At 42.6% G+C, this 13,686-nt stretch carries 11 protein-coding genes; 10 read left to right on the forward strand and 1 reads right to left on the reverse strand.

The window, feature by feature from the left end:
- The first annotated feature begins 15 nt into the window (after nucleotides 1-15).
- The 8 genes from C1A47_RS10370 (at nucleotide 16) to lpxC (ending at nucleotide 9,387) form a co-directional block, all read left to right on the forward strand.
- Entirely contained in the window at nucleotides 16-1,125 is a 1,110-nt protein-coding gene (locus C1A47_RS10370; RefSeq protein ID WP_205669588.1) for a phytanoyl-CoA dioxygenase family protein, read from the forward strand.
- Nucleotides 1,126-1,287: 162 nt separating this feature from the next.
- A complete protein-coding gene (gene murG / locus C1A47_RS10375; protein WP_111895072.1) occupies nucleotides 1,288-2,385 on the forward strand; it encodes an undecaprenyldiphospho-muramoylpentapeptide beta-N-acetylglucosaminyltransferase in 1,098 nt (365 codons plus the stop codon).
- Nucleotides 2,386-2,397: 12 nt separating this feature from the next.
- Complete coding sequence (gene murC, locus C1A47_RS10380; RefSeq protein ID WP_111894971.1) at nucleotides 2,398-3,846, forward strand: UDP-N-acetylmuramate--L-alanine ligase; 1,449 nt, start codon at nucleotides 2,398-2,400, stop codon at nucleotides 3,844-3,846.
- A 40-nt stretch (nucleotides 3,847-3,886) separates the two neighbouring features.
- Nucleotides 3,887-4,816 carry a D-alanine--D-alanine ligase gene (locus C1A47_RS10385; protein WP_111894972.1) on the forward strand — a complete coding sequence of 310 codons (930 nt, stop codon included), beginning with the start codon at nucleotides 3,887-3,889 and terminating at the stop codon, nucleotides 4,814-4,816.
- Nucleotides 4,817-4,819: 3 nt separating this feature from the next.
- Entirely contained in the window at nucleotides 4,820-5,680 is an 861-nt protein-coding gene (locus C1A47_RS10390) for a cell division protein FtsQ/DivIB (protein ID WP_111894973.1), read from the forward strand.
- A 51-nt stretch (nucleotides 5,681-5,731) separates the two neighbouring features.
- Nucleotides 5,732-6,994: a cell division protein FtsA gene (gene ftsA, locus C1A47_RS10395; RefSeq protein ID WP_111894974.1), complete on the forward strand. Its 1,263-nt coding sequence runs from the start codon at nucleotides 5,732-5,734 to the stop codon at nucleotides 6,992-6,994.
- Between the two features lie 166 nt (nucleotides 6,995-7,160).
- A complete protein-coding gene (ftsZ, locus tag C1A47_RS10400) occupies nucleotides 7,161-8,360 on the forward strand; it encodes a cell division protein FtsZ (RefSeq protein WP_111894975.1) in 1,200 nt (399 codons plus the stop codon).
- Between the two features lie 124 nt (nucleotides 8,361-8,484).
- Entirely contained in the window at nucleotides 8,485-9,387 is a 903-nt protein-coding gene (gene lpxC / locus C1A47_RS10405) for a UDP-3-O-acyl-N-acetylglucosamine deacetylase (protein WP_111894976.1), read from the forward strand.
- 97 nt (nucleotides 9,388-9,484) lie between these two features.
- Here the strand turns inward: lpxC and C1A47_RS10410 are convergent, their stop codons facing one another.
- A complete protein-coding gene (locus C1A47_RS10410; RefSeq protein WP_111894977.1) occupies nucleotides 9,485-9,922 on the reverse strand; it encodes a DUF721 domain-containing protein in 438 nt (145 codons plus the stop codon).
- A gap of 112 nt (nucleotides 9,923-10,034) precedes the next feature.
- Between C1A47_RS10410 and C1A47_RS10415 the strand changes: the two genes are divergently transcribed.
- Together C1A47_RS10415 and aceE are read left to right on the forward strand one after the other, a co-directional pair.
- Complete coding sequence (locus C1A47_RS10415; protein ID WP_111895073.1) at nucleotides 10,035-10,733, forward strand: M23 family metallopeptidase; 699 nt, start codon at nucleotides 10,035-10,037, stop codon at nucleotides 10,731-10,733.
- A 248-nt stretch (nucleotides 10,734-10,981) separates the two neighbouring features.
- The gene (gene aceE / locus C1A47_RS10420) at nucleotides 10,982-13,684 is read left to right on the forward strand and encodes a pyruvate dehydrogenase (acetyl-transferring), homodimeric type (protein WP_111894978.1); all 2,703 of its coding nucleotides are present in this window, start codon (nucleotides 10,982-10,984) and stop codon (nucleotides 13,682-13,684) included.
- Nucleotides 13,685-13,686: the final 2 nt, after the last annotated feature.

Genomic DNA, 13,686 nt, shown 5'->3' on the forward strand with positions numbered 1-13,686 from the left:
TGCCTAACTTTATCCATGAAAAAAATTAAAAAATTCTTACAACAAGAGCGTACACAACGTGCGCTCAATGAATTTAAGCAGTTACTGCAACAGCATCCAAAACAAACCTTGTTTGATAGCATGACATTATTTACATCTGCCAAATCTTTTGAAAAAAATAGTCTGCTTGGCAATCCTGTATTCAATGAACTTGGCCTACACCGTTATCGAGTCAAAAAAGCAGCCGAAATGGCTACAAAACGCCGTGAAAAATTGGCAGTTCATCTTGAGACTGAAGATGTTGCACAGTTTGAGCAAAATGGCTTTATTCTCAAAGAAAATTTTTTAGATGATGCCCAGTTTCAGGCGTTAAAAGCTGAGTTATTGGCAACACCATTACAAACACGAGAAACCTTGCAAGGTGATACGGTGACGCGCCGTATGGCACTCGATCAACAGGCTTTAAAACAATTACCTGTGACTACTCAATTATTGGCAAGTTCAAACTGGCAAAATTTATTGAACTATGTGGGTAGCTTTAAAGTCCAACCTGTCTATTATTTACAGATGATTTTTTCCCATGTTCGTGATGCACGTCCTGATCCTCAGACCAACTTGCATAGTGATACTTTTCATCCGAGTGTTAAGGCTTGGCTATTTTTAGAAGATGTTGCAGAGGATGAAGGTCCTTTTGTATATGTGCCAGGTTCACATCGCGTGACTGAACAGCGTCTTGCGTGGGAGTATCAAAAATCTCTTAGCATTCATGCAAAGACTGAGGCAATGACGCGTCGAGGTTCCTTTCGGGTTCAGCAAGATGAACTGACAGGTTTAGGATATGCTGAGCCGAAAGCCTTTGCTGTGAAAGCCAATACTTTGGTGGTTGCGGATACCTATGGCTTTCACGCACGAGGTCAGAGTATTCACCCATCAACGCGCATTGAGCTTTGGGCCTATGCACGCCGTAATCCATTCCTCCCTTGGACGGGTTTTGACCCAGTGGCTTTACCCGTGATTAAGCATCGGTTGATTCCTTTATACTGGTGGGGGCTCGACTATTTAGAGGAAAAATTCCAGCAAAAAAGCCCTTGGCGTGATATTGGGAAAAAATCTGCAACAGACCCTGTAGTGGTTCGAAAAAAATAACTTGTGTGATGATTCGACAACTAATGTTGTAGAACAAGATCAGCATCACTTTAATTAATCAATATTTGTTTAAATGACGTGAAAATCATTCACGCCAATATGACTTTATGATTAAAATAAGCCTAGAAATTTATGTAACTTGCACAGCCGAAGTATTTGACAGTGACCAATTCTCAATCACAAAAATCTAAACACATTATGATGATGGCTGCGGGTACGGGTGGACATGTTTTCCCAGCATTAGCCGTCGCAAAACTATTACAAGAACAAGGTCATCAGGTGTCATGGTTGGCGACGCCTGCAGGCATGGAAAACCGTTTATTGAAAGACCAAAACATTCCGATGTATCAGATTGATATACAGGGTGTTCGCGGTAATGGATTGCTACGCAAATTGGTAGCTCCTTTTAAAATTTTGGGGGCAACACTGGCTGCAATGCGTTTTATGAAACAACAGAAGGTGGATGTAGTTGCGGGCTTTGGCGGTTATGTAGCAGGGCCAGGTGGTTTGGCTGCTCGTGCATTGGGTATTCCTGTACTGATTCATGAACAAAATGCAGTTGCAGGTTTTACCAACATACAGTTGTCACGAGTCGCGAGTAAAATTTGTCAGGCATTTCCAAATACCTTTCCTGCTTCAGATAAAGTGGTCACAACGGGAAATCCTGTCCGTAAAGAAATTACAGATACCTTAACCCCGAAGTGGCGTTATCAGACCCGTGAGCAAGAGCAGTTACCACTGAATATTTTAGTAGTGGGTGGTTCATTGGGGGCGCAGGCACTCAATGAAAAATTACCTGAGGCTTTCAAACAGTTGAATGTACCGTTGCATATTACCCATCAGTGTGGTCAAAAGCAGCTTGCTGAAACCCAAACCCGTTATGCCAATGCACCTGAACAGTTAAAAGTTCAAGTCGTTCCATTTATTGAGGATATGGCAAAAGCATATAGTGATGCTGACCTGATTATCTGCCGAGCAGGTGCTCTAACCGTTACGGAAGTGGCAACCGCAGGCGTGGCAGCCGTCTTTATTCCATTGCCAAGTGCAGTCGATGATCATCAAACCGCAAATGCACGTTTCCTTGAGGGTGTCGGTGCGGCAAAAATCTGTCCACAAAGCACCATGACCTCTGAAAGCTTACAACAGTTATTGACGCCACTGATGAACCGTCAGCTTTTGTCTGAAATGGCGATTAAAGCCCGTCAACACGCACAACCAGAAGCCACCCAACATGTGGTGGACTTAATCCAAGCATTATAGTTAGAGCATCGTATGTCATCGACAACCCCAGTAGATCAAGTCAACAAACTTATCAAAGTGCCTGAAATGCGCCGTATCAAACACATTCATTTTGTGGGAATTGGTGGGGCAGGGATGTGCGGTATTGCCGAAGTCTTAAAAAACCAAGGTTACTGTGTTTCTGGTTCAGATATTAAAGCCTCAAAAACGACAGCACAGCTCGAAGCGAAAGGTATTCAGGTTTATATCGGACATGCAGCTGAAAACGTGCTGGGTGCCAATGTTCTCGTGGTATCGACAGCAATCGATCATGAGAATCCTGAAGTGAAAGCAGCATTGGAACAGCGTATCCCAGTGGTTCGCCGCGCAGAAATGCTAGGTGAATTGATGCGCTATCGCCACGGGATTGCGGTTGCAGGTACACATGGTAAAACCACAACCACCAGTTTACTGACCACCATGTTGGCAGAAGAAAACCTTGATCCAACTTATGTGATTGGTGGTTTACTCAACCGTACAGGCGTGAATGCTGCACTAGGTGCGAGTCGTTATATTGTGGCGGAAGCCGATGAGTCTGATGCGTCATTCTTATTTTTACAGCCAATGGCTGCGATTATTACCAATGTCGATGCTGACCACATGGACACTTACGAAGGTAGTTTTGATAAGTTAAAAGACACCTTTGTTGAGTTTATTCACCGTTTACCATTCTATGGTTTGGCTGTGGTGTGTGGTGATGATGCCAATGTCCGTGAAATCATGCCGCGTTTTGGCCGTCCAACGCTGACCTATGGTTTTAAAGAAGATAACGACATTCGTGCAGTTGAAGTTGAACAAGACGGTATGCGTTCACACTTTACCGTTTTGCGTAAAAACCGCGAGCCGTTACGCGTGACCATCAATCAGCCTGGTCTACATAACATTTTAAATGCTTTGGCTGCGATTGGTGTTGCGACCGATGAAGGTGTTTCTGATGCGGCAATTTGTCGTGCCTTGGAAGGCTTTAGCGGTGTTGGTCGTCGTTTCCAAGTCCAAGGCGAGTATGCGCTGGGCGATGGTAATGTAAAACTGGTGGATGACTATGGTCACCATCCCAAAGAAGTTGAAGCCACCATTAAAGCCGCACGCCAAAGTCATCCAGATCGCCGTTTGGTGATGCTGTTCCAACCGCACCGCTTTAGCCGTACACGCGATTGTTTTGATGATTTTGTCGATGTTTTATCGCAAGTCGATCAATTACTGTTACTTGAAGTTTACCCAGCAGGCGAAAAACCGATTGTGGGTGCAGATAGTCGCTCACTCGCACGCAGTATTCGCTTACGTGGTGAAGTTGAACCGATCTTGATTGATCCAGTCGAAGGTAGCCTCGAAAATGTCATTCAAAAAGTGTTACAACCAAATGACTTGTTATTAACACAAGGTGCGGGTAACGTGGGTGCAATTTCGGTTGAGTTAGCGCAAAAACGCTTATTTATAAAATAATCCCGTTTGGGTGATTTGCTTAGATTCAAGGATAAAAAACGTGTCAGATGCTTCAAAATTCGGCAAGGTTGCAGTGTTATTGGGTGGACGTTCAGCAGAGCGTGAAGTTTCCTTAGATAGTGGTCGAGCAGTTCTTGAGGCATTGTTGCGTTCAGGTGTCAATGCAGAAGCATTTGATCCACAAGAGCGTAGCGTGACTGAACTGGTTGGCTATGACCGCGCATTTATTGTGTTACATGGTCGTGGTGGTGAAGATGGTCAGATTCAGGGTGTTCTTGAATGGCTGAATATTCCATATACAGGTACGGGCGTACAAGGCTCTGCCATTGGTATGGATAAAGTTAAAACCAAGCAAGTTTGGCAGGGTTCGGATTTGCCAACGGCACCATATCGCATCATTAGCAAAGAGACTGATTTAAATGAAGTCGTTGCAAGTTTAGGTTTACCTTTAATCATCAAGCCTGTGCATGAAGGCTCTAGCGTTGGCATGAGTAAAGTCGAAAAAGCTGAAGACCTTGCTGCTGCAATTGCGAAAGCAACTCAGCATGATGCTGTGGTTATGGCTGAAAAATGGATTACGGGGCGCGAGTTTACGATTTCATTTCTAAATGGACAGCCATTACCTGTGATTCGTTTGCAGCCACCTGCAGATGTTGCTTTTTATGATTATGAAGCAAAATATCAGCGCAATGATGTGCAGTATGGTATTCCTTGTGGTTTGAGTGAGTCAGATGAGCAGCGTTTACAAGCGCTGTGCCTGCGTGCTTTCCAAGCAGTAGGTGCAAGTGGCTGGGGGCGCATTGATGCCATGCAAGATGAAAGCAATAATTTCTGGTTGCTTGAAGTCAATACAGTTCCAGGCATGACCAGTCATTCTCTTGTCCCTAAGGCTGCAAAAGCGGTTGGGTATGACTTTGACAGCTTGTGTCTTTCGATCCTAGAACAAACGCTCACGGATGTGGCTCACTAATTTATGGCGCAACTACCAGCTTCAATGCGTCGTAAACCACGCGCAGCAGTCACCTCTATTCACGAAAAGCCACCTACACGCGCTGAGCAAATGGCGAACGTAGGTGGTTGGATATTGTTAATAATTGCAACAACTGTTTTTATTGCCGGACTTTATGGGTTATATAAGATTATTACAGATGCGCGTGTTGCAGACCTTCAAGTCGTTGGAAATGACTCTGCGATAGAAGCTCAACAGGTCACATCTTATGTTCAGCCGATCATGCGAGATAATTACTTTACTTCAGATCTGGAAAAAATTCGCGATCGGACTTTAGATATTTCGTGGGTGGATCGAGTCGTTGTTTCTCGTGCTTGGCCAAATGCAATTCGTGTACGTGTTTTTCCACGACATGCAATTGCCCGCTGGGGAACAGGTCGTTTACTGAGTGATAGTGGTGATGTATATAGTGAAGCGGTGCCGCAGCCACATAACGATTTGCCACTGTTGCATGGGCCAACAAGCCAGTCTCAGCTAATGATGCGGCGCTATAATGAAATAAATCAATTATTTCAACCTTTTAATATTCATTTAAAAGAGTTGTATTTAACAGAACGTATGACGTGGTTTATGCAGTTTGATTCGGGTTTACGCATTATCGTAGATCAAGATCAAACCATGAGTAAACTACAGCGTTTAAGTACGCTGGCAGGTACAGACTTAAAACCAATTTGGTCTCAAATTGCCACTGTAGATTTGCGTTACCGAAATGGTCTGGCAATTCAGTGGAAAGGTGCTGCGCCTGTTTCGCATGGACAATTTGTAGTGAGTAATAATGTCACCAGTATTTCTGCAAGTGAGCCAAATACGGCTCAAGTGCATTAATTACTGATGGCGCTATACCAAAAATTAATCATAAATCAATGGTAGTAGGTAATGAGTGAAGCGGTTCCCTCAGTTGTAGCAATAGACATCGGGACGCACAAAGTTTCAGTCTTGATTGGTAAAGTCCATGCTCCTGACAACATTCAGGTTGTTGGTATGGCAACTGCACGCAATCGCGGCATGAATAAAGGCAAAATTGTTAGTCTAGATAAGGTTATTTCTGCAATTAAAAACGCAGTGTCTGAAGCTGAGAACATGGCCGAATGTCGTGTGCATTCCGCATGGATTTCGATTCCGAGTACTGATTTAAAAAGCTTTTATGCAGCTGGACGTACACCAATAGCCAACCCTGACCACACCATTACTACCAACGAAGTTGTGCGTGCCTTAGAGTTGGCAAAAGCCAGCCATATTACGCCAGACCATTATCTTGCGAGTGCTGTCCCTTTAGGTTTTGAGCTTGATGATTCACAGCAGTGGGTTATCAATCCGATTAATATGTCCGCACATAGCATGACGGGGCATTATCAATTGATGATGCTACCGATCAGCACCATGCAAAACCTTGATCGTGCCATGAAAGGTGCCAATATTGGGGTTGAGCGTATGGTCATTTCATCCTTGGCAACAGCCGAAGCAAGTTTGTTGCAGGATGAAAAAGATTATGGTGTTTGTTTACTTGATATTGGTGCAGGAACAACCAATTTGGCAGTGTATCTGGATGGGCGCTTAGCACTGACCAGAACATATACCGTTGGTGGTGAACATGTCACCCGAGATATTGCTGCGGTACTGCAAACGACTACTGAAGAAGCAGAACGGATCAAGATTCTGCATGGTTGTGTTGATATGAATGTGGTCAAACCCGATCATATGCTTCAGGTGCAAGGTATTGAAGGGCCACAAACGATTAGCCGTATTGAACTGAGCGAAATCATCATTGCACGCTACGAGCAGATTTTAAACATGATTCATCAAGATCTTGAAGATACAGGTGCAATTCATGGTCTATATCATGGCGTGGTGTTAACTGGTGATGCTTGTCAGATTGAGGGCATGGTAAGTTTGTCTCGTAAAATTTTTGGTGTTTCGGCACATTTAGGCAATCCACCTTTACAGGTCAATGCAGATGATGCATATTTAGCCGCATTACGTCGCTCACAATATATTACGGCTGCAGGTTTATTGATGTATAGTCAGAGCGAAACATCCGATGCAATCGAGGTTGCAGATGAACACGGAGATAAAACAATGATGAATCGTTTAAGAAATGGATGGAATTCATTAAACAATAAACTAAAATCTATTTTCTAAGTTCGTTTCGTTGATGGATATTGTTGGGAAGTTGTAAGCAAAAAGTTCTATACTTGACAAAGATGGCTTTAGCACAGCATCCTAAAAAAATTGTATTTTATATAGACGTTCAAGGCAGTATACGGGCTCAAGTGGCTGCCAATAAGCATTAGGAACACTCAAGGTCATGGCCTCATTTGAATTTTTAGACGACGAACAAACTGATGGTAACGGTCAAGCCCGTTTCACTGTATTTGGTGTAGGTGGTGGCGGTGGTAATGCCGTTCAGCACATGGTGCAGTCTGACATTAAAGGTGTAAAGTTTGTTTGTGCCAATACAGACAAACAAGCCTTAGACCGCATGAACGCACCATTCAAAATTCAGCTTGGTGAACAAAGTACTCGTGGCTTGGGTGCTGGTGCTAATCCTGAAGTTGGTCAGATTGCGGCAGAAGAAAGCCGTGAGTTGATCCGTCAGCATCTTGAAGGTGCAGACATGGTATTTGTTACCGCAGGTATGGGCGGTGGAACAGGTACTGGTGCAGCGCCTGTTGTGGCGGAAATTGCTAAAGAAATGGGTATATTAACTGTAGGTGTGGTGACTACACCATTTAATTTTGAAGGTCGTCGCCGTCAAAAGTCTGCAGAAAAAGGCATTGAAGCACTTGAGCAATTTGTTGACTCACTGATTATTATTCCAAATGAACGCCTGTTGAATGTCTATGGTGACATTTCTATGCAGGATGCTTATCGTAAAGCAGATGACGTTTTGTTAAATGCTGTGCGGAGTATTTTTGATTTGGTGGTACGTCCAGGTCATATTAACCTTGACTTTGCTGACTTGAAAACAGCGATGAGTACTCGTGGTTATGCCATGATGGGTGAGGGTAAAAGCTCTGGTCCAGACCGTGCGGAAGAAGCTGCACGTTTGGCAATTCGTAGCCCATTGCTTGATAATGTGAACATCATGAATGCCAAAGGTGTGTTAATTAACATCACAGGTGGTAATGATGTCACCTTGCGTGAAACGCAAATTATTACTGATGTTGTGAACCAAATTGTTGATTTAGATGAAGGTGAAGTCTTCTTTGGTACAGTTTTTGATCCTGATGCACGTGATGAAATTCGCGTAACAGTCATTGCAACAGGTCTTACACGTAACTCAAACAATCTGGAAGCAGCACGTGCCAAAGCTGCAGCGGCTCAAGCTGCTGCCGCTATGCAGCAACAGCCACAGCAAATTGCTGAGGATGATGATATTCCTGCAATTCAACGCCAATATCAGGCAGGAGGTGCACCTGCACGTCCAGTTGCTGCGTCAAGTAATAGCTCACGTCCAAACCCGATGAGTATTCAAGATTACTTGAAAAAACAACAAGGTAAGTGATGATTGGAATATCCAATCTACTTAAAAGAAAAAAAGGTAGGCAATTCGCCTACCTTTTTTGTTTTTTATCAATGATTAATTATGCTAATCTTGAGCAGTTTGTAAAGGTAGAAGACAATAACAGATGTTGAAACAGCGTACCCTCAAGCGTGTTGTCAAGGCCAGCGGCATTGGTTTACACAGTGGGCAAAAAGTCATGATTAACTTTGTGCCGCATACGGTTGACTCGGGTATTGTGTTTCGTCGAATTGATCTTAATCCGCCTGTTGATCTTCCTGCAGATGCGATGCTGATTCAAGAAGCTTTTATGTGTTCGAATTTGGTTCAAGAAGACATTAAGGTTGGCACCATCGAACATGTTATGAGTGCAATTGCTGCTTTAGGGATTGATAACTTAATTGTTGAGGTGTCTGCTTCAGAAGTCCCAATTATGGACGGAAGTGCAGGGCCATTTATTTACTTGCTCATGCAAGGTGGGCTTGTTGAACAGGATGCACCAAAGAAGTTCATTAAAATTTTAAAACCAGTTGAAGCTACGATTGCCGATAAACGTGCTGCATTTACACCACATCATGGTTTTCAGCTCAACTTTACCATTGATTTTGACCATCCTGCCTTTGCGAAAGAATACCAGTCAGCCACCATTGATTTTTCAACAGAAACTTTTGTGTATGAAGTGAGTGATGCACGAACGTTTGGTTTTATGAAAGATCTTGATTATCTTAAGGCCAATAACCTTGCACTAGGTGCAAGTCTTGAGAATGCGATTGGTGTTGATGATACAGGTGTTGTGAATGAGGAAGGCTTGCGTTATGACGATGAATTTGTGCGTCATAAAATTCTAGATGCAGTGGGTGATCTGTATTTACTCGGTCATCAGATTATTGCGAAATTTGATGCTTATAAGTCTGGGCATGCACTCAACAATCAATTATTACATCAGGTAAAAAGTGACCCGAGTAATTATGAAATTGTAACATTTAATGACATCTCGGATTGTCCTATCCCTTATGTAAATGTGAGCTAAACCGTTAAATTTTCAAGCGCCGACTGACTTTTTACCAAAAATTAAATTGTATATTATTTAATCAAATATATTAAAATAAAGCATAAAAATTACATTGTTACTTTATAACGCTTGCTAAATTGCGTATAGCTTGGCTAAGCTTAGGGTCGTTCACAAACTGTGCTGCGCTTTGTAACATTTGTTGTGTTTCTGCAGAAACAGGGTGATCTTTGTTTATAGATTTTTTTTGAATATTTTTCGTACGAAGACGAACTTGAATTTTTTGTAAATCTTTTAATTCTTCTCGTTGGGAAAGTTGAGCAACATATTGTTTCTGTAGGTATCCCAGTTGGCTAATCATCGCTTGATTTTCACCTGTGATCGTTAAAACACCATGTTGATAGCATACCACTTGCCATTGTTCTGGTTGTGGTAAAAGCGGTTGAATGATTTTAGTCAGCATTTGCCAATATTGGACTTGTTTGGTGAGTTGTTGAATATTTGCTGCCTTTGTTTGGGGTTGGTTAGATTTAAATAAATTTTTAGGCTGTGACATGGCAGAGTCCTATGCTTTGCAATGTATTCATCTTAAAAGGTTGCTTGAGTCTAAACAAGAAGTCAAAGGCTGTTTTCGTAATGCTTCAGTTAAGCAATTTTTAGAGGTTTTTATGCGACGTATTTTATTGGCATTATCTTTAGTGGTTTCGACGCCACTGGCATTTGCGGATTTAATTGATACATCATCAAATGCAGCAAATTCAACAGACCGTCTTGGAGAGTTGAGTCGTACACTTTCACATGGTTCTTACTCTACAGAAGCAAATGATGTGGATGAAGGTGAAGATGCTCCTCAAGTTAATGTAACCCTTCGTGGTCATAAATCAGTTGAATTTAATAATGCTTCGATCGCTAAAAAGTACGGAACCTCTAATCTAAGTGTTTCAAATACAGGTTCAAGCTCGGGTGTCATGTCTTGGTTAAAAGCCAATCCTTTGCCTGGTATGGTGCGTGTAAGCTCACAATATGGAACACGTGTTTTTGGTGGAAAGTCTGAATACCATCCTGGGGTGGATCTTGCTGCACCAAGTGGTACACCAATTTATGCTTCTGGTTCTGGTGTAGTAACACGTTCTGGTTGGGTAAATGGTTATGGTCAAATGATTGAAATTAACCACGGTAATGGTTATATCACCCGTTATGCGCATGCATCTCGTCTATTGGTCAGTGTGGGTGAGCATGTACAAGCAGGCGAAGAAATTGCAAAAGTGGGTTGTACAGGTCGTTGTACCGGTGCCCATTTGCATTATGAAATTGTACAAGACGGTCAACGTAAGAATCCAAGTACCTATCTTGCAATGCTGCCGTAATTTTAGGTATTTAAAATTGTAAAGTGACATATCATGAGTAAAAACCTCTAAAACCGCTCTTGATATTTTGCTTTTTTATGAAAATCGCCACTTGTTGGCGATTTTTTTGTCAATAAACATTTTTAGGATAACGATTATTTATTTTCTAAATATTGGTATCCATTTGTATTTAAAAGTAGCCATAACTTTTTCAACTAAAACATGGTAAAACTAGCGAGTTGTCTAAAATGATTAAGGAAAGGTGAAACATGGCGTATTATGGTGATTCTGACGCGCAGGAAACCCTAGAATGGGAAGATGCTTTTGATTCAGTGTTACAACATATGGGAACAGAGCGAGCAGCGTTCTTATTAGAAAAACTTTATCAACGCGCAATTGCTAAACATGTTCCTATTCAGCGCCTAAATACCCCATACCTCAATACCATTTCTGTAGAAGAACAACCTGCAATGCCAGGTGACCAAGACATGGAGCGTCGTATCCGTGCTTTGATTCGTTGGAATGCATTGGCGATGGTATTACGTGCCAATAAAACAGGCGATGATTTAGGTGGTCACTTAGCAAGTTTCGCATCTTCAGCAACTTTATACGATGTTGGCTTTAACCACTTCTTCCGTGCCAATAGCGACAGCTTCGGCGGCGACATGATCTATTATCAAGGTCACTGTGCCCCAGGGATCTATGCACGTTCATTCTTGGAAGGTCGTTTGACTGAAGAGCATTTGAACAACTTCCGTCGTGAAGTTGCAGGTATTGGTCTGCCATCTTATCCACATCCATATTTAATGCCTGATTACTGGCAGTTCCCAACGGTTTCAATGGGTCTTGGTCCAATCATGTCGATTTACCAAGCGCATATTCAAAAATACTTGATGAACCGTGGTTTGATTAAAGAAGAAGACCGTAAAGTCTGGGCATACCTCGGTGATGGTGAAATGGACGAGCCAGAGAGCTTGGGTGCAATTTCACTTGCAGGTCGTGAAAAGTTAGATAACCTGATTTGGGTTGTAAACTGTAACTTACAGCGTCTTGATGGTCCTGTACGTGGTAACGGTAAAATTATCCAAGAACTTGAATCACTGTTCCGTGGTGCAGGCTGGCGTGTCATTAAAGTGGTTTGGGGGCGTCATTGGGATCCACTACTCGACAAAGATGAATCAGGCGCTTTAAAAGCCGTGATGGAAGAAGCAGTTGATGGTGATTTTCAACGCTACCAAGTAAAAGGCGGTGCATATACCCGTGCGCACTTCTTTGGTAAATATCCAGAAGCTGAAGCCTTGGTTAAAAACTTAAGCGATGAAGATATTGATAACCTAAATCGTGGTGGTCATGACCCATACAAAGTTTTTGCTGCATATGCAGAAGCAACCAAAGCCAAAGGTCAACCGACTGTAATCTTGGCAAAAACTGTTAAAGGTTATGGTCTGTCTGAAGAAATTGAAGCGGTCAATAAAACGCACCAAATCAAGAAAATGCAGATTGAATCGTTGAAATATGTACGTAACCGTTTCAACTTACCATTTACCGATGAACAACTCGAAGAGCTTCCATTCTATCGTCCTAGTGAAAACTCACCAGAGATGAAATACATGAAAGCACGTCGTGAGTCTTTAGGTGGTTACCTACCTGCTCGTCGTCGTGAAAGTGAATCTCTAGCGATTCCTGCATTGTCTGTATTTGACTCAGTATTGAGTGGTTCTGGTGGTAAAGAACAATCAACAACGATGGTGATGGTTCGCTTAATTGCTGCATTATTGAAAGAAAAAGCAATTAAAGACCGTGTTGTTCCAATCGTTCCAGATGAAGCACGTACGTTTGGTCTAGAAGGGATGTTCCGTCAGCTCGGTATTTATGCCGCTCACGGTCAAAAATATACCCCAGAAGACCAAGAACAATTGATGCATTACCGTGAAGCAAAAGACGGTCACATGCTTCAAGAAGGGATTAACGAAGCCGGTGCAATGAGTGCATGGGCAGCGTTGGCGACTAGTTATTCAACCAATAACTTGCCAATGATTCCAATGTACATGTACTACTCAATGTTTGGTTTCCAGCGTATTGGTGACATTGCATGGGCAGCAGGCGATGCGCAAGCACAAGGCTTCTTGTTAGGTGCAACTGCAGGTCGTACGACACTCAACGGTGAAGGCTTACAGCACCAAGATGGTCACTCTCATATCTTGGCAAATACCATTCCAAACTGCGTGTCTTATGACCCATGCTTCGGCTATGAATTGGCTGTGATCGTACACGATGGTTTACAACGTATGTATGTTAACCAAGAACGTGTGTTCTATTACTTAACTGTAATGAATGAGAACTACGAGCATCCTGAAATGCCAGATGGCGCTGAGGAAGGCATCAAACGTGGTATGTACTTGTTCGAACAAGATGAAAAAGCAACAGTTCAGTTGATGGGTTCTGGTGTCATCCTTCGTGAAGTGATTAAAGCTGCGAAAATCTTACGTGATGAATATCAAATCCATTCAAACGTGTGGAGTGTGACAAGCTTCAACGAATTGGCACGTGATGGTATGGCATGTGAAGAATACAACCGCCTACATCCAGTTGCTGAAGATGTGAAAGAATCTTGGGTATCTCAGCAATTACGCGGCACGCAAGGTATTGTGGTTTCTGCAACAGATCACATGCGTGCTTATAGCGAACAAATCCGTGCTTATCTTCCAGATGGTCGTCCATTTGTTGCGTTGGGTACAGACGGTTTTGGTCGTTCAGATACACGTGCCAACCTACGTAGCTACTTCGGTGTAGATGCAGCGCATATCGTGGTTGCAACTTTGAAAAAGTTGGCAGACGAAGGTGAAGTTGACGCACGTTTAGTCAAAGATGCAATTTCTAACTTTGAGTTGGATACAGACCGTCCAGTTGCATGGGCACCACAAGCAACACCTGAACTACATGCTGTTGCAGACTATAAAGAGGAGAACTAATC

It is taken from the genome of Acinetobacter sp. MB5 (assembly GCF_003261585.1).
GTDB lineage: Bacteria > Pseudomonadota > Gammaproteobacteria > Pseudomonadales > Moraxellaceae > Acinetobacter.

Excerpts from the sequence above, each read along its gene's own strand:
- ftsZ (WP_111894975.1), top strand. The coding sequence starts at position 7,161 with ATGGCCTCATTTGAATTTTTAGACGACGAACAAACTGATGGTAACGGT.
- aceE (WP_111894978.1), top strand. The coding sequence starts at position 10,982 with ATGGCGTATTATGGTGATTCTGACGCGCAGGAAACCCTAGAATGGGAA.
- C1A47_RS10410 (WP_111894977.1), bottom strand. The coding sequence starts at position 9,922 with ATGTCACAGCCTAAAAATTTATTTAAATCTAACCAACCCCAAACAAAG.
- murC (WP_111894971.1), top strand. The coding sequence starts at position 2,398 with ATGTCATCGACAACCCCAGTAGATCAAGTCAACAAACTTATCAAAGTG.
- C1A47_RS10370 (WP_205669588.1), top strand. The coding sequence starts at position 16 with ATGAAAAAAATTAAAAAATTCTTACAACAAGAGCGTACACAACGTGCG.
- C1A47_RS10390 (WP_111894973.1), top strand. The coding sequence starts at position 4,820 with ATGGCGCAACTACCAGCTTCAATGCGTCGTAAACCACGCGCAGCAGTC.
- lpxC (WP_111894976.1), top strand. The coding sequence starts at position 8,485 with ATGTTGAAACAGCGTACCCTCAAGCGTGTTGTCAAGGCCAGCGGCATT.
- ftsA (WP_111894974.1), top strand. The coding sequence starts at position 5,732 with ATGAGTGAAGCGGTTCCCTCAGTTGTAGCAATAGACATCGGGACGCAC.
- C1A47_RS10415 (WP_111895073.1), top strand. The coding sequence starts at position 10,035 with ATGCGACGTATTTTATTGGCATTATCTTTAGTGGTTTCGACGCCACTG.